This is a genomic window from Phenylobacterium sp., assembly GCF_036677185.1.
GTDB lineage: Bacteria > Pseudomonadota > Alphaproteobacteria > Caulobacterales > Caulobacteraceae > Phenylobacterium.
The window spans coordinates 78,831-93,176 of sequence record NZ_JAKFEN010000029.1 but is presented as its reverse complement, the minus strand read 5'-3'; the positions used below and the strand labels follow the sequence as shown (position 1 = coordinate 93,176).

The following is a 14,346-nucleotide window of genomic DNA, read 5'->3' as shown; positions in this document are numbered from 1 at the left end:
GCGTATGGATCGGCGGCGACTCCTGGCGACCGCGGCGGCGGCCTTTCTTCCACTCTACGCATGGAGCGCCGAAAGGCTTCCGCCGCCGCCGGTGACGCCTCGGCGGCCCAGGCGGATCGAGCAGTTGGGGCGGGTCCGCGTCGACGACTACGCCTGGCTGCGCGATCCGGACTGGAAGCGGGTCTCCCGCGATCCCGGCCTGATGCAGCCGGAGATCCGCGCCCATCTGGAGGCCGAGAACCGCTACGCCGAAGCCGTGCTCGCCCGCACGAAGGCACGCCAGGACGCCTATCTCGCCCGCATGATGGCCATGACGGGCGCCGAGGAGGCCGAGCCGGCCGCCTCGGACGGGCCTTGGGACTATTACCGCTACGTCCGCGCGGGCGAGGACCATCCGGTCCATGCCCGCCGGCCGCGCGGCGGCGGGCCCGAGGAGGTCCTGCTGGACGAGCAGGCCCGGGCGAGGGGCCATGCCTACTACCGGATCGTCGAGGCCGCCCACAGCCCGGACCATTCCCTGTTCGTCTGGGCAGAGGACCTGGAGGGCGGCGACCGCCACCAGATCTGCATCAGGGATCTCTACACCGGCGAGGTGCGCGTCTCCGGCCAAGCCGACGCCTATGGCTGGCGCGGCCTGGTGGTGTCGCCCTGCTCGCAATGGGTGTTCTGGATCTGGCGCGATCCGCTCAGCCGCCCCGCCAAGGTGTTCCGCCGCCCCGCGCGCGGTGGGCCGGACGTGCTGGTCTACGAGGAACAGGACCCGGCGCTGTTCATGTCGCTGTCGCGGACAGGCTCGAACGGTCATGTGACCATACGCATCTTCGGACCCGATCTGGACGAGGCGCGCCTCATCCCCGCCGCCGACCCGACCGCCGTCCCACGCGTGGTCGAGCCGAGAACCGCTGGACTGCACTACCAGGTCGAGGACTGGGACGGACGCCTGGCGATCCTTACCGACGCCGACGGCGCCTTGGACGGCAAGATCGTGACGGCGCCCGCCGATGCGCCCGGCCGCGCCAACTGGCGCGACTGGGTCGCCCACGTTCCCGGCCGCCACCTGCTGGAGATGCGCGCCTTCCAGGGCCATTTCGTCCGGCTGCAAAGGACCGAAGGGCGGCTCGAAGTCGTCGTCACTGCGGGGCGTGTGGCGACGGAGTCCAAGGTCGCCTTCGAGGAGGCCGCCTATTCCGTCGGCCTGGCGCATGAGCAGGAATTCGCCGCAGCGCGGCTGCGCCTGCTCTACCAGTCGCCGCGGACGCCGCCTCAGTGGCTTGACTACGACCTCTCTACCGGGGCGCGGACGCTCCTGAAGTCCAAGACCGTGGCCGGCGGCTTTTCACCCGACCGCTACGAGGTCCGGCGGCTCTCGGCGCCGGCGAGCGACGGCCAGGCCGTGCCGGTCACGGTGCTGATGCGCAAGGGGACAAGGCTCGACGGGCGCTCGCCGCTGCTGCTCTACGCCTATGGCTCGTACGGCGTCTCCACCGAAGCGGAGTTCTCGATCCCGGCCCTGGCCCTCGTCGACCAGGGCTTCGTCTACGCCATCGCCCACGTCCGTGGCGGGTCGGAGAAGGGGCGCGGTTGGTTCCTGGACGGCCGCCTGCTCAACAAGGCCAACACCTTCACCGACTTCATCGCCAGCGCCGAGCACCTGATCGCCCAGGGCTATACGAGCAGGCGCCGCATCGTCGCCCACGGCCTGTCCGCGGGCGGCCTGCTGATGGGCGCGGTCGCCAACCTGCGTCCTGACCTGTGGGGCGGGATCATCGCCCAGGTGCCGTTCGTCGATATGCTGAACACCATGAGCGACGCCGACCATCCGCTGGTGCCGGCCTTCCGGCCCGACTGGGGCGATCCCCTGGCCGATCCCAAAGCCTATGACTACATCGCCTCGATCTCGCCCTATGAGAACGTGCGGGCCCAGGCCTATCCGCCGATCCTCGCCACCGCCGGGGTGCGCGACGACCGGGTGAGCTATTGGGAGCCGGCCAAGTGGGTGGCCAATATCCGCGCCCGCACCATGGGCAAGGCTCCGGTCCTGTTCCTGGCCAATATGTCGGCCGGCCACCAGGCGGCCTCTGGCCTCTCGGACCAGTACAGCCAGATGGCGCTGCTGTGGGCCTTCGCCGAACAGAGCCTCGTGTGGCGGGCATGACCCGGGACGAGGCCTTCGCCATCGGCCGGCTCGACGCCCACGATCAGGCCGCCCTGGTCCGGCGCGGAGATGTCCCCGCGTCGGCCCTGGTCGAGGCCGCCATCCTGCGTATCGAGGCGCTGGATGGCGATCTCGCCGCAGTGAGCTGGCGGGCCTTCGATCTGGCGCGCGCCATGGCCGCGGGACCGGCGCCGGACACCCCCTTGGCCGGCGTTCCCTACCTGCTGAAGGACTCGCTGGACTATCCCGGCCTGCCCAGCCGGGCGGGCTCGGCCAGCCGCACGGTGGAACCGGTCGCGGATGGCCGCGCCTATGTGGGCCGGCTGGACGCCGCGGGCCTGGTCCCGGTCGGCAAGTCGGCCATGCCGGAGTTCGGCCTGCTGCCCTCCACCGAACCGGCGATCGCGCCGCCGACCCGCAATCCCTGGGCGCCCGAACGCTCCCCCGGCGGTTCCAGCGGCGGGGCAGGGTCCGCCGTCGCCGCAGGCCTGGTCCCCCTGGCCCACGGCAGCGACGGGGCGGGCTCGATCCGCATCCCGGCCTCGGCCTGCGGGGTGGTCGGGCTGAAGCCCGGTCGCGGCGCGACGGTGCGCGTGCGCGGGCGTCACGTGCTGGAAGACCTGATGGTCGGCGACAGCCTGATGTCACGCACGGTCCGCGACACCGCCGCCGGCTTCGCCCTGGCGCGACCAGACCCTGGGCCGCCGGTCGTTGGACCGTCTATGCGCCGGCTTCGCATCGGCTTCGACGGCGCGACCCTGGCCGGCGCGCAACCCGATCCCCGCGTGCGGGCGGCCCTGCAATCGGCCGCCGATCTCTGCGCGCGCCTGGGCCACGAGGTGAGGCCGACCGCGCTTCCCATCGACGGGCGGGCCGCCGAACAGGCCGAACGCACCCTGTGGAGCCACATCGGCGCCGATTGCGTCGACGCCGTTCGCGCCTCGGGCCAGGATCCGCAGGCGGTGCTGGAGCCCTGGACCCTCGGCCTCGGGCGGCTGACCGAGCGCCTGACCCAGGACGACCTCGAAGCGGCCATGGGCCAACTGGCCCTGCTGCCGCGCCAGCTCGCCGGGTTCTTCCAGGACTACGACGTCTTCCTGACACCGACGCTGTCGGCGCCGCCGCCGCCGCTGGGCCACCTGGCGCCCGATGTTCCCGTGGGTCTGCTGATGGACCGGATGTTCGGCTGGTGCGGCTACACGCCCTTGCAGAACCTGGCGGGAACGCCCGCCATTTCCCTGCCGCTCGCCTGGGCCGATGACGGGCTTCCGGTCGGGCTCATGTTCGCGGCGGGCCGGGGCCAGGAGGATCTGCTGCTGGGCCTGGCCTGCGAGCTCGAATCCGCGGCGCCATGGCGCGACCGCTGGCCGCCGCTCTCCGTGCAAAGGGGCCAAGATGGATCAACCGTTGGCTAAGCTGATCTATGGCCATCCGCGGGGGCTGGCGGTCCTCGCCGGAACCGAGCTGTGGGACCGCATCTCGTTCCACGGCATGCAGGCCCTGCTCGTCCTCTACATGGTCGAACAGCTTCTGCTGCCCGGACACATCGAGCAGATCGCCGGCTTCGGCGCGTTCAGCACGGGGATCGAGCAGCTGACGGGGCCGCTCTCGGCCCAGGCGCTCGCCTCCCAGATCTTCGGGCTGTATGTCGGCCTGGTCTATCTGACCCCCGTGCTCGGAGGCTGGATCGGCGACCGGTTCCTGGGGCGCACCCGCTCGGTGACCCTAGGCGCGTTGCTGATGACCGCCGGTCACTTCTGCATGGCCTTCGACCGATCGTTCCTGCTCGCCCTGCTGCTGCTGATCCTGGGAGCCGGATGCCTGCGCGGCAACCTGACCCCGCAGGTCGGCGAGCTCTACGGCAAGCAGGACCGCCGCCGGGTCGTGGCCTTCCAGATCTACGGAGCGACGATCAATCTCGGCGCCTTCATCGCCCCGATCGCCACGGGCGCGCTCGGCCAGGCCTACGGCTGGCACGTGGGCTTCGCCTTCGCCGGGTTCGGCATGCTGCTGGGCCTGGTCATCTATCTCTTCGGAAGGCGCCACCTGCCGCCCGAAGCTCCTCGCGGACCCCGCGCGGCGCGGGCGCCCCTTGAACCCCATGAGCGCCGGGCGATCCTGTTCCTGCTGGCGCTCGTGCCTATCGCGGCCCTCTTCTGGGTCGCCCAGTCCCAGGTCTGGAACACCTACAACCTCTGGGTCCGCGACCATGTCGACCTGCAGATCGGCGGCTGGACAATGCCCGTGCCGTGGCTGCAGGCCCTTGACGGCCTGGCGCCCTTCGTCTGCCTGCCGCCGGTGATCGCCTTCTGGGCCTGGCAGGCCAGGCGCGGCGCCGAGCCCGACGAGTTCACCAAGATCGCGATCGGTTGTTTCCTGTTCGCCGGATCGACCCTGTGGTTGGCGGCGGCGCATCTGGTGACCGACAGCGCCGGGCGGACGCCGCTTTTCTGGCCGGTGATCTTCCACTTCGCATCCAATCTGGGCTGGCTCTATTTCGCGCCCACGATCATCGCGCTGTTCTCGCGCGCCGCCCCCACCGGCGTGAATGCGACGATGATCGGGGTCTACTACCTTTCAATTTTCCTCGGAAGTGTCGTCAGCGGAAGGCTGGGCGGCCTCTATGAACGGCTGTCGGCGAGCCTGTTCTGGGGGCTCCACGCTGCGCTCGTCGCAGGGGGAGGGATACTGATGCTGGTCGTCGGCTCTCGGTTCCGCCGCGAGCTGGGGATCACGGGTCAAACCAGGCCAAGCCTGGTCTAACAGGTGGCGATTGGCGGTTAGGGGCTCACATCTCAGTTTCCCGCCAGCCGCGCTTAGATCAGCTGCAAGAGGTGGGCGGCCGCGAGGGCGTCGCCAAATTGTTGCAGATGACCGGCCTGGCGGACCTTCCACGGCGAGCCTCGACCCAGCGAAGGTTCGGCGCGAAGGGGTTTGAACCTGCCGTAGACCCACGTGCGCAGGGCGCACCGTTGGTCGAAACGCGCAAGGCGCCGCCAGAGAGCGACGTGCATGTCTCGCCATAGGTCGCGACGCAGATCGCTGTCGGGCTTCGCCAGGCCGGGATTGTCACGCGGCCCCATGACGACCTGATCGCCGCGTTTGGGCGCCCGCCTGTGACACGTATGGTCAGTGCTTGCCGCGCCGGCGCGCCGCAGTAGCATCGGCAGATGTCCCGGCTCCTGTTGCTATCTCTGTTCGCGGCGCTCATCTGGTCGGCGCCGGCCTCGGCCGATCCTTGTGAAGCCATTCCTGAGCACGGCCCGCTGCCGAGATATCTGGCCTTCGGCGCAGGCTTTTCCGGGTCGGTTTCTCATGTGATCGACGGCGATTCCCTATGTGTCGCCGTGGGGCCTGGCCCGCCGGACTGGGTCGAGGTCCGTCTCGCGGACTTCTACGCGCCGGAGCTGAGACGGCTGGGCGGCGCTGCGGCGAAGTCGGCCCTGGCGCGGTTGGCCTTGGGCCAGCACGCCGAGTGCGTCGCCAACCTTCGAACCTATGATCGGATCGCCGCGCGGTGTCGGATCCATGCCGCCCGGTCGGCGACCTGATGCGGAGCGCTGGGGTCATGGAGGGGGGGGCCGCGACGGCCCGCGATCCGAGGGGGCCTCGTGGGTCGGTCGCGTCGCCGGTCCGCGCCGCGCCCGGTCCAAAGGCCTTCCAGTCGTGCGCCGCGGCGCGCGCCGCGGGCGCCGCGCCCATGTCGCGAGGCGATCCGGGATACAATCCCAACCTCGATGGCGACGGGGATGGGCTGGCCTGCGAACCCTACCGGGGGCGCTGAGACCAGATCGCCCGCCGGTGGGCGTTCCCGGCGATGGGCCGGGCCGTCGCCGAACTATGGAATAGGCCTGTCAGGGCCTAATGGCGGTGTTTCCCATTTGGTCGCTCGGGGCGAGCGGCGGCCGGTGCAGGGCGACGATATCGGCGTGCTCCAAACGGCGGGTGGCGCTGGTTACATTGAGCCGGAGGAAGACGTGCGTGGTCTGGTGGTCCTCTCGGGCCTGATCCCAAAGCCCGTAGGCGCGGTTGAGCGTGCTAGTCTCGCCGCAGCAGATGAGATCGAAGCCTTGGCGCGTCTGGCGCACATAGAGGAAATTGCCGGCGGTCGCCGGCAATTCGCGGCCCTTGGCGTGGCGCCGAAAGCGGTACAGGGCTCCGCTCGCCCCTGCGATGTCGATGATGTCCTTCAAGCCGTGCTCCAAGCCGCGCGGGTTCTGGCCCAGACATCAGGCGAGATCGTGGCGAAGGGGATCGTGGCAGGCGCTTCGACGTGTCGGCGACCTTGCAATTCGCCCTCACGTCAGCTCGATCCAGGTTTCCGTGCTGCAATCGAAGTAGCGATCCATGCGCGCGCCGTCCCAGCGGTATTTCAGGTGCGCGCCGACAGCACGACCGCCAGCCGAGCCCATGGTTTTGGGCGCCGCCACGCGGTCAAGGTCGCGTCAGGTTGATTGGCGGCCGAGCAAATTTCGTTGTAACCGGTGTTCTGAGACTATGACCGTTTCCGGCGGCGACCAGCCCGGCAACGGACATAGTGAATTCCTGCTGGGGGCTCTTCAGCGACGTTCAGAAGGTCTGCTGTGCGGCAGAGCGCCTAGCGCGGTCCTCAACGTGAAGTACTGACTCGAAGGCGGAGCTCAGAAGGTCCGCTCCTCGCACAACGTCATCGGGAATTGTCGGCCATGGCCCCATGCCGCGAGTGTGGATGGACCTCCCCGCTACGGCAACGCTCGGTCGGCCGCGCCAAAGGCGCAATCGACAGCATAATCGTGTGGGAATATGGCGGACGCCACGTCATCTTTGATTACTGCGCTCTCCGGCATTTCGCGGTACTATCAAAAATGATGTCGTAGGGCCTTGAGTCTCAGCTCGGTGGCCATTACCCATTAGGTGCTTGGACGAGACGTTTGCAGGTCGAGCCTCAACGACGTCTCACGGATTTATGATCGAGCTCCGCAAGCGGGCATTTCTCTAAAACCCCAATGAAAACAGAAGCGTAGCGATCTGACGGTCGAGCTGACGGTCAGTCCCGTTTCTCGCCGCAGAAACGTACGTATTTTCAATCGCTTACAGGTCTTGTTGATCATCGAGTGGGAGTAGAGAGGTCGCCGCGTCATCTTTGATTACTGCGCTCTGCTTAAGAGTTGATCCGCGGCGGTTTCTAGTGTCTGCTCGAGAACATTCGCGTCAGAGCATCGATAAGGCGAAGAGATCGGCGTGACCCAGTTCGAGTTCGCCTCGGTCTTCGCGTCGATCCTATACGGTCTGGGCATCGCCCATCTGTTCACGAACGCGATTCAGCAACTCTATCGAAAGCGCCTCGAATTTCTGCAGATCGCGTATGCCGCGCTGACGTTCCAGGTCATGCTGGTGTCGTGGTGGGGCTTATTCATCTTCAGCGACGTCGAGACGTGGACGTTCGAACAGTTCTTCGTTCTGGTGGCGCAGAGCGTGGCCTTCTTCGGCATGTGCGTAGCGTTGTTTCCGCCGGTCGACGACGCCGTGAACACGTTCGAGTCGCACCGGCGCCCGTTTTTGCTGCTCCTGAGCTTGTCGGCCGTGTTGGACGCGGTTCAAGCCGCTCAGTTTGGTAAGCTGTTCTCGCCCTTCCTTTACCCGCTCTTCATCGTGCAACTGCCCGCGTTGGCGCTGCTCGCCATGTGGATTAGGAGCCACAGGTTTCAGATCGTCGTCGCGGTGTACCTGTCGCTCGCAGTGGCCTTCTGGGCGTTCCTCGGACGGCACGTTGTCGGCTGATTTTGATCGAGGCGACACCGGCTGTCGAACCGCCCGGAAACAGCGCCTCGGGCAGCAGGGGCCGCCGCCGCGCCTTGACCTCCGCCACCGTCAGACCGGGAGCCGCCGCAGGCAGCACCGCTAGGATCGCCTCGCGCATGGCGTTGTACTTGTCGGCGTCGACCCGCACCGGACGATCCGGACTGTTGGGGGTTCTCCATCAAGACCTTGTCGGGCTACGCGGTCCGGCGTCCCTGGCGCACTGTGTTCATCGAAGATCTCCGTCGCTGGTCGCGTCTTCCTGGCCGCCTGCGGACGCCCGGAATGAGCGTTGAAACGCATTAGCATTGACTCATGAATTAGCGTTTGCTAATCGATGGTCATGCCCGAAGCCACCGCCATAACCACCGTCATGCGCGCCCTCGCCGATCCGACCCGGCGCGCCGTGTTCGAGCGCGTCGCCGGCTCCGACGAGATCACTGTGGCCGAACTGACCCGGGGGAGCGGGGTGACGCAGGGCGCCATCTCCCAACATCTGAAGTCCTTGAGGCAGGCTGGCCTGGTCGCCGAGCGCCCCGAGGGGCGCAACGTCTTCTATCGAGCTCAGCCCGAGGGGCTCGAGCCGCTATCCGATTGGATGAACCACTACAGCGTCTTCTGGCGCGACGGGTTCGACAAGCTCCGCACGCTTTTGAAGGAGATAGACCCATGAGCGACGCCGCGATCATGGCCGGCAGCCAGCAGATTGTCGTCGACGAGGTGTTTCCCCACACCCTGGACGTGGTGTGGAAGACGCTCACCATGCCGGGAATGATGGGCCGGTGGTTGAGGATGGAGCCTATCGGCTTCAAGCCCACGGTGGGGACGCGCTTCACCTACCAAACCACGCCGGCCGGCGAATGGGATGGCGTCATCCACTGCGAGGTGTTGGAGGCGACGCCCTACGAACGTCTCTCCTATTCCTGGAAAGGCGGCCACGAGGGAAACGTCGGATACGGCTCGCGGCTGGACACCGTCGTGACCTTCGTCCTTTCCGCCGTCGAGAACGGCGCCCGCCTTCGCCTTGTCCATTCCGGTTTCGTGCTGCCCAAGAACGAGTCGGCGTTCAAGAGCATGAGCGAGGGCTGGAAGAAGGTCGTCCTGACGATCGACGCCATCGCCGCGGATCAGGGCTGACCGAAGCCGTCCGGACGCCGGAAGCGATCACCTAGCGAGCGCCCGGCGGAATTTTCCCCGTCCATGTCGTTTTGGCCATGAGCGGCCGCACCTAAAGCAATCCCTCCAGCTTGCTGGGGGAACCCTGTCGGCCTGCGCCAGGCCGCGCTCAAAGGAGGTTTCGATGAACCAACCGATAGGCGGGCAATCCGCCATGAAGACGCCGCCGATCGTCTCCCAGCAGGCCTGGGAGGCCGCCCGCCAGCAGCTGCTCGTGAAGGAGAAGGCGCAGACCCGCGCCCGTGACGCCCTGGCCGCCGAGCGTCGGCGGATGCCGTGGATGGCCGCGGACAAGGCGTACGAGTTCGAGGGGCCTGAGGGCAGGGTGAGCCTGCTGGATCTGTTCGGCGGTCGCCGCCAGCTGATCGTCTACCGGGCCTTCTTCGAGCCCGGGGTGTTCGGGTGGCCGGACCACGCCTGCCGCGGTTGCTCCATGGTGGCCGACCAGGTCGCCCACCTGGCCCATCTGAACGCCCGCGACACCACGCTCGTCTTCGTTTCGCGGGCCCCGCAGGCCGACATCGCGCGACTGAAGGCGCGGATGGGCTGGCAGATGCCCTGGTACACCGTGACGGACGCCTTCGACGCCGACTTCGGCGTGGATGAGTGGCACGGCACCAACGTATTCATCCGGAACGGCGACAGGATCTTCCGCACCTACTTCATCAACTCCCGTGGCGACGAAGCCATGGGGAGCACCTGGAGCTATCTCGACATCACGCCGCTCGGCCGGCAGGAGGTCTGGGAGGACTCGCCCGAAGGATACCCCCAGACGCCGCCGTACAAGTGGTGGAACTGGCACGACAACTACGCGGCCGAGACCGCGCCCGATCCGAAGTGGGTCGAGGTGTCGGATGCCGGCGAGGCGACGTTGAAGACCTAGGAAAACTAACGCGCCGACGCCGTTAGGCCAGTCGCCCCTACCGCAGGAGAAAAGCATGAGTGAGGGCTCCCCCGCACTCGGCGCAGCCGGCTGGCTGGGCCTCGCCGCCGCGCCGACCTTCGCCGCCATGGCCCTGTTAACCGGCGCGGGCGGCGGCCAGCCGCAGATCCTGTGCTCGGCCGCCCAGCACCCGTCGCCGCTCGGCGGCATGGCCCTGATGTACTTGCTGATGAGCGCTTTTCATTCCGCGCCTTGGCTCAAGCTGATCTCAAATCGATGAAAAGGACCCAGGACATGGACGAGCCCTATTCCGGCGGCTGCGCCTGCGGCGCGATCCGTTATGAAACCACCGACAAGCCGCTCGTGGAAGGCGACTGCCAGTGCCGTGACTGTCAGCGGAAGAGCGGAACCGGCCACGGATCCTACCTGACCTTCCCGAGCCGCCAGCGCGTGACCCTTGCAGGTCAGGCGGCGCATTGGGACATTGCCGCAGACAGCGGCGCCGTGAAAACCCGCGCCTTCTGCCCTACGTGCGGATCTCCGGTCTACCTGACCTTCGCGGCCATGCCAGATCTCTTCACCGTGCACGCCGCGAGCCTCGACGACCCCAGCCGATACAGGCCCCAGGTCGTGACCTACGCCGAGCGCGGCTATGCCTGGGATCATCTCGATCCGGCCCTGCTGAAGTTCAACAAGATGCCGCCGGCGCCAGGCTGACCTGGCGGCCGGGCGCGCAGCCTCGCCCGGCTTGCGGCTCCCGCAATTAATGTTCTATGTTTGTTCTCACGCCACGCGCGAGGAGGGCGTCGAGATGGGACGAAGCCAGGCTAGGCGCGAGGCGCTTTATTTCGCGGTCCTGCCGGACGCTGAGGCCGCCGTCCGGATCGCCGAGTTGGAGACCGGACTGCGACGGCGTCTTGGCCGGACCTGGCGGCCGTGCGCGCGCGCCAGGCTCCATCTCTCTCTGCTGGGCGTGGCGGCCGGATCCCTCGCCCGTGACACGGTGCTGGCCGCCGCCACGCGGATCGGCGCGGCGGTCGCCTTCCCGTCATTCGAGGTCGTGTTCACCGGAGCCGCCAGTTTCGGCGGCGCCTCGGTGGTCCTCGCCTGCAGCGAGGGCTCGGCCGCCGCTCTCACCGGACTGCGTGATCGCCTGAAGGACGCCGGCGACGACATCGGGTTGAGGCTCGGCGCGCGCGCCTTCACGCCCCATCTGACCGTCGCCTATGACGAGACTCCGATCCCGGAGACCATGCTCGACCCCCCGATCCGCTGGCCGGCGCGGGAGATCGTGCTGGTGTCCAGCGAGCAGGGTAGGGGGCGTCACACCCATCTGGGTCGCTGGCCTCTGGCCGGTTGACTTCGACGGGACGTCGTCCGATCCGACGGCGCGTGTCGTCGCCCATGCCTGGAGCCTTGAATGCCGGACCTTTCCGCCTTTCCCATCACCAAGCTTTGGCCGGCGGAGCATCCCGACCGTCTGCAGCTCTATTCGCTGCCGACCCCGAATGGCGTGAAGGTCTCCATCATGCTGGAGGAGATCGGGCTTCCCTACGAGCCGCACCTGATCGACATCGGCAAGAACGAGAGCTGGAAGCCCGAATACCTGGCGCTGAATCCAAACGGAAAGATCCCGGCGATCATCGATCCGGACGGGCCGGGCGGCGCGCCCTTGGCCCTGTTTGAGTCGGGCGCCATCCTGCTCTATCTCGCCGAGAAGACCGGCAAGTTGCTGCCAGGCCCGGCCGCGCGGCGCTACGAGACCATCCAGTGGGTGTTCTTCCAGATGGCGGCGGTGGGGCCGATGTTCGGCCAGGTCGGCTATTTCAACAAGTTCGCCGGCAAGGAGATCGCCGACAAGCGACCGCTGCAGCGCTATGTCGATGAGTCCAAGCGCCTGCTGGGCGTGCTGCAGACCCGCCTGGCCGGCCGCCGTTGGATCATGGACGATGACTATTCGATCGCCGATATCTCCCTGATCGGCTGGGTGCGCAACTTGATCGGCTTCTACGAGGCCGGCGACCTCGTCGGCTACGACGCCTTGGAGCACGTCCCCGTCTGGCTGGAGCGCGCGCTCGCGCGGCCGGCCGTCCAGCGCGGCCTGCAGATCCCCAGCCGGTCCTAGAGGAGGGGCGCGATGACCATCACAATCTACGGTATCAAGGCCTGCGACACGATGAAGAAGGCCCGGGCCTGGCTGGACGGGCGAAGCGTCGCCTACGCCTTCCACGACTACAAGGCGCTGGGGATCGACCGTCCGCGTCTGGAACAGTGGATCGGCCAGGTCGGCTGGGAGGTCCTGCTCAACCGCGCGGGGACCACCTTCCGCGCCCTGCCGGACGCCGCCAAGCTCGGGCTCGACGCGGAGAAGGCCATCGGCCTGATGCTGGCCCAGCCCTCGATGATCAAGCGTCCGGTGCTGGACCTGGGTGAGCGCTTGCTGGTCGGCTTCAAGCCGGAGATCTACGAAGGGGCGTTGGGCTAGGGCGGAGATATTTCGCGGCTCCGCATCCAAACCCGGCCGCGGCGGCGACTAGGGGCTGAAGGAACGGAGGGATGGCTCTCCGCTCCAACGGAGGGGCTAGCGCTCATGGAAGACCTGTTCCGCAGTTTCTGGTGGCTGTTGTTCCCGCTGGCCGCCTTCGCGTTCGGCGCCTGGGATCGCTGGCTGGCCTATCGCCGCTCGCGCGAGCAGCTGGAGCTGATCAAGACCTACGCCACCCAGGGCAAGGAAGTACCGGCCGAACTCCTAAAGCGCATCCAGGAGCAGGAGGATGACGACGAGGAGAGTGACTGGAGCGGCCTGGGCCGGCGTCGCCGCCGCAACAGCTACCGCCGCTATCGCCATTCGCAGCGCGACGACATCCGCACGGTCATCTTCACAGGCGCGCTGTCCGGCGCGTTCTTCATCGCCTCGGAGACCTCGCTGATCAACGGGACCGAAGGGCCGTTCCGGCTGGTGGCGCTGATCCTGGTCTGCATCTCCGGCGCGACCCTGCTTTCAGTCCTGGTGTCGTCGCGTTTCCGTGACAAATGAACCCTGCCGCCTTGGACGCGACCCTGATCCGCGCCGCCCAGGGTGGCTCGGAGGAAGCCTTCGCGCGGCTGGTGGACCGTCACCAGCAGGCCCTGCGCGGCTTCCTGCGACGGGCCTGCGGGAATTGGGCCCTGGCCGACGACCTGGCCCAGGAGGCCCTGCTGACCGCCTGGTCGCGGATCGACCGGCTGGACGAGGATGCCAATGTTCGCGCGTGGTTCTGTGGGATCGGGTACAACAAGTGCCTGACCGAACTGCGGTCCGGGCGCAGGGCCCGACGACGGGAGGCCGACTACCAGTCGTCGGACCAGCGATCGCCAGGGGTCGCGCCGGAGGACCGGCTGGCCCTGGAGCAGGCGATGGCCGCCCTGCCGCTGGAGCAGCGGGCCGTGGTGGCCCTCTGCCTGGCCGCGGAGTTCAGTCACGCCGATGCGGCCGATGCGCTCGGCCTGCCGCTCGGCACGGTGAAGTCGCATGTGACGCGCGGCCGCGCGCGGCTCATGGAAGCCTTGGGAGCGCGTGATGACGGACGATGACGCCAGGCTGGCCGCCTTCTTCGCGGCCTCGGAGCCACCGGCCCGGGACCTGGCCTTCTCGGCCGAGGTGATGGAAGCGATCGCCCGGGCGCGGTTTCAATGGGAGACGGCGCGTCTGGGCCTGTTCAGCCTTGTGGGTGGCTTGGTCCTCTGGGCGGTGTGGCCCAGCCTCGCGCCGGCGTTGGCGCAGATCGGCGGGGGGTTGGCCCCGGCCGGGGCGGCCCTGGTGGCGACCGCCGCGGTGCTGCTGCTGGCCGACGGCCGGGCCATGCCGATCCTGGGCTTGCGATCATGACGAACATTTCATGCCAAGCTTTGCATCTGTACGCAGGGACCGGCGCCTCTTTCCTTTCAGAACGGGGCTGTTACGCCCGGCAATCCTGAAGAGGGGAAGACGAGATGGAAATTCTGATCCCAATCACGATGTTCGCCATGATCGCGGCGATCGTCATCGCGCCACGCTGGTTCAAGAGCCAGGAACGCCAGAAGCTGCAGGAGACCCTGCGTGCCTCCATCGAGAAGGGCGCCACTCTTCCGCCGGAAGTCATCGAAGCCCTGACCAGCGACGTGAAGGCTCCGCCGTCGCCGTACAAGGACCTCCGCTCCGGCATCGTCTGGCTGGGCGTGGCCGTCGGCTTCGCGGCCCTGGGCTTCGCGGTCAGCTTCGAAGAACCCGACGCCTTTTACCCGCTGATCGGCATCGCCGCCTTCCCGGGCTTCATCGGCCTGGCTCTGATCGCGCTATCCTTCGTCACCCGCGGCAAGAACTGAAACGCCCTCT

19 protein-coding genes and 1 pseudogene are annotated in these 14,346 nt (G+C 67.6%); 18 read left to right on the top strand and 2 right to left on the bottom strand.

Going from position 1 to position 14,346, the window contains the following annotated elements; translation table 11 throughout:
- Positions 1 to 4 precede the first annotated feature (4 nt).
- The 5 genes from V6M51_RS18335 (at position 5) to V6M51_RS23935 (ending at position 5,939) form a co-directional block, all read left to right on the top strand.
- On the top strand, positions 5 to 2,155 hold the full coding sequence (locus tag V6M51_RS18335; protein ID WP_332769468.1) for a S9 family peptidase: 2,151 nt from the start codon (positions 5 to 7) through the stop codon (positions 2,153 to 2,155).
- Complete coding sequence (locus V6M51_RS18330; protein ID WP_332769466.1) at positions 2,152 to 3,570, top strand: amidase family protein; 1,419 nt, start codon at positions 2,152 to 2,154, stop codon at positions 3,568 to 3,570. The genes V6M51_RS18335 and V6M51_RS18330 overlap by 4 nt, the downstream gene beginning before the upstream one ends.
- Positions 3,563 to 4,918 carry a peptide MFS transporter gene (locus V6M51_RS18325; RefSeq protein WP_332769464.1) on the top strand — a complete coding sequence of 452 codons (1,356 nt, stop codon included), beginning with the start codon at positions 3,563 to 3,565 and terminating at the stop codon, positions 4,916 to 4,918. Before V6M51_RS18330 ends, V6M51_RS18325 begins: the two co-directional genes overlap by 8 nt.
- A gap of 407 nt (positions 4,919 to 5,325) precedes the next feature.
- Positions 5,326 to 5,706 (top strand): thermonuclease family protein, encoded by a 381-nt coding sequence (locus tag V6M51_RS18320; RefSeq protein WP_332769462.1) that lies wholly within the window; start codon positions 5,326 to 5,328, stop codon positions 5,704 to 5,706.
- Positions 5,706 to 5,939, top strand: a complete 234-nt coding sequence (locus V6M51_RS23935; protein ID WP_442957866.1) for an excalibur calcium-binding domain-containing protein — start codon at positions 5,706 to 5,708, stop codon at positions 5,937 to 5,939. The genes V6M51_RS18320 and V6M51_RS23935 overlap by 1 nt, the downstream gene beginning before the upstream one ends.
- A 70-nt stretch (positions 5,940 to 6,009) precedes the next feature.
- Here V6M51_RS23935 and V6M51_RS18315 read toward each other — a convergent pair whose 3' ends face one another.
- Positions 6,010 to 6,348, bottom strand: a complete 339-nt coding sequence (locus tag V6M51_RS18315; RefSeq protein ID WP_332769461.1) for a hypothetical protein — start codon at positions 6,346 to 6,348, stop codon at positions 6,010 to 6,012.
- A gap of 1,027 nt (positions 6,349 to 7,375) precedes the next feature.
- Here V6M51_RS18315 and V6M51_RS18310 point away from each other — a divergent pair.
- Complete coding sequence (locus tag V6M51_RS18310; protein WP_332769460.1) at positions 7,376 to 7,915, top strand: hypothetical protein; 540 nt, start codon at positions 7,376 to 7,378, stop codon at positions 7,913 to 7,915.
- On the opposite strand, the pseudogene V6M51_RS23930 reads toward V6M51_RS18310, so the two are convergent.
- A pseudogene (locus V6M51_RS23930) lies at positions 7,824 to 8,099 on the bottom strand (DUF6958 family protein); the annotation flags it as partial. The gene V6M51_RS18310 and the pseudogene V6M51_RS23930 overlap by 92 nt on opposite strands.
- 177 nt (positions 8,100 to 8,276) lie before the next feature.
- Here V6M51_RS23930 and V6M51_RS18305 point away from each other — a divergent pair.
- The 12 genes from V6M51_RS18305 to V6M51_RS18250 all read left to right on the top strand — a co-directional run bounded on the left by V6M51_RS18305 (position 8,277) and on the right by V6M51_RS18250 (position 14,336).
- Positions 8,277 to 8,606 (top strand): ArsR/SmtB family transcription factor, encoded by a 330-nt coding sequence (locus tag V6M51_RS18305; protein WP_332769459.1) that lies wholly within the window; start codon positions 8,277 to 8,279, stop codon positions 8,604 to 8,606.
- A complete protein-coding gene (locus V6M51_RS18300) occupies positions 8,603 to 9,070 on the top strand; it encodes an SRPBCC family protein (protein WP_332769457.1) in 468 nt (155 codons plus the stop codon). The genes V6M51_RS18305 and V6M51_RS18300 overlap by 4 nt, the downstream gene beginning before the upstream one ends.
- A 163-nt stretch (positions 9,071 to 9,233) precedes the next feature.
- A complete protein-coding gene (locus tag V6M51_RS18295; RefSeq protein ID WP_332769455.1) occupies positions 9,234 to 9,992 on the top strand; it encodes a DUF899 domain-containing protein in 759 nt (252 codons plus the stop codon).
- A 55-nt stretch (positions 9,993 to 10,047) separates the two neighbouring features.
- Positions 10,048 to 10,272, top strand: coding sequence for a hypothetical protein (locus tag V6M51_RS18290; protein WP_332769453.1), 225 nt, complete (start codon positions 10,048 to 10,050; stop codon positions 10,270 to 10,272).
- Positions 10,273 to 10,286: 14 nt separating this feature from the next.
- Positions 10,287 to 10,709, top strand: coding sequence for a GFA family protein (locus tag V6M51_RS18285; protein WP_332769452.1), 423 nt, complete (start codon positions 10,287 to 10,289; stop codon positions 10,707 to 10,709).
- A 94-nt stretch (positions 10,710 to 10,803) separates the two neighbouring features.
- Positions 10,804 to 11,352, top strand: a complete 549-nt coding sequence (locus V6M51_RS18280; RefSeq protein ID WP_332769451.1) for a 2'-5' RNA ligase family protein — start codon at positions 10,804 to 10,806, stop codon at positions 11,350 to 11,352.
- Positions 11,353 to 11,412: 60 nt separating this feature from the next.
- Positions 11,413 to 12,117: a glutathione S-transferase N-terminal domain-containing protein gene (locus V6M51_RS18275; protein ID WP_332769450.1), complete on the top strand. Its 705-nt coding sequence runs from the start codon at positions 11,413 to 11,415 to the stop codon at positions 12,115 to 12,117.
- A 12-nt stretch (positions 12,118 to 12,129) separates the two neighbouring features.
- The gene (locus tag V6M51_RS18270; RefSeq protein WP_332769449.1) at positions 12,130 to 12,477 is read left to right on the top strand and encodes an ArsC family reductase; all 348 of its coding nucleotides are present in this window, start codon (positions 12,130 to 12,132) and stop codon (positions 12,475 to 12,477) included.
- A gap of 105 nt (positions 12,478 to 12,582) precedes the next feature.
- Complete coding sequence (locus tag V6M51_RS18265) at positions 12,583 to 13,029, top strand: hypothetical protein (RefSeq protein ID WP_332769448.1); 447 nt, start codon at positions 12,583 to 12,585, stop codon at positions 13,027 to 13,029.
- A gap of 11 nt (positions 13,030 to 13,040) precedes the next feature.
- A complete protein-coding gene (locus tag V6M51_RS18260) occupies positions 13,041 to 13,565 on the top strand; it encodes an RNA polymerase sigma factor (protein WP_332769446.1) in 525 nt (174 codons plus the stop codon).
- Positions 13,552 to 13,860, top strand: coding sequence for a hypothetical protein (locus tag V6M51_RS18255; protein WP_332769444.1), 309 nt, complete (start codon positions 13,552 to 13,554; stop codon positions 13,858 to 13,860). Before V6M51_RS18260 ends, V6M51_RS18255 begins: the two co-directional genes overlap by 14 nt.
- A 104-nt stretch (positions 13,861 to 13,964) precedes the next feature.
- Positions 13,965 to 14,336, top strand: coding sequence for a DUF6249 domain-containing protein (locus V6M51_RS18250; RefSeq protein WP_332769442.1), 372 nt, complete (start codon positions 13,965 to 13,967; stop codon positions 14,334 to 14,336).
- The last annotated feature ends 10 nt before the right edge of the window (positions 14,337 to 14,346 follow it).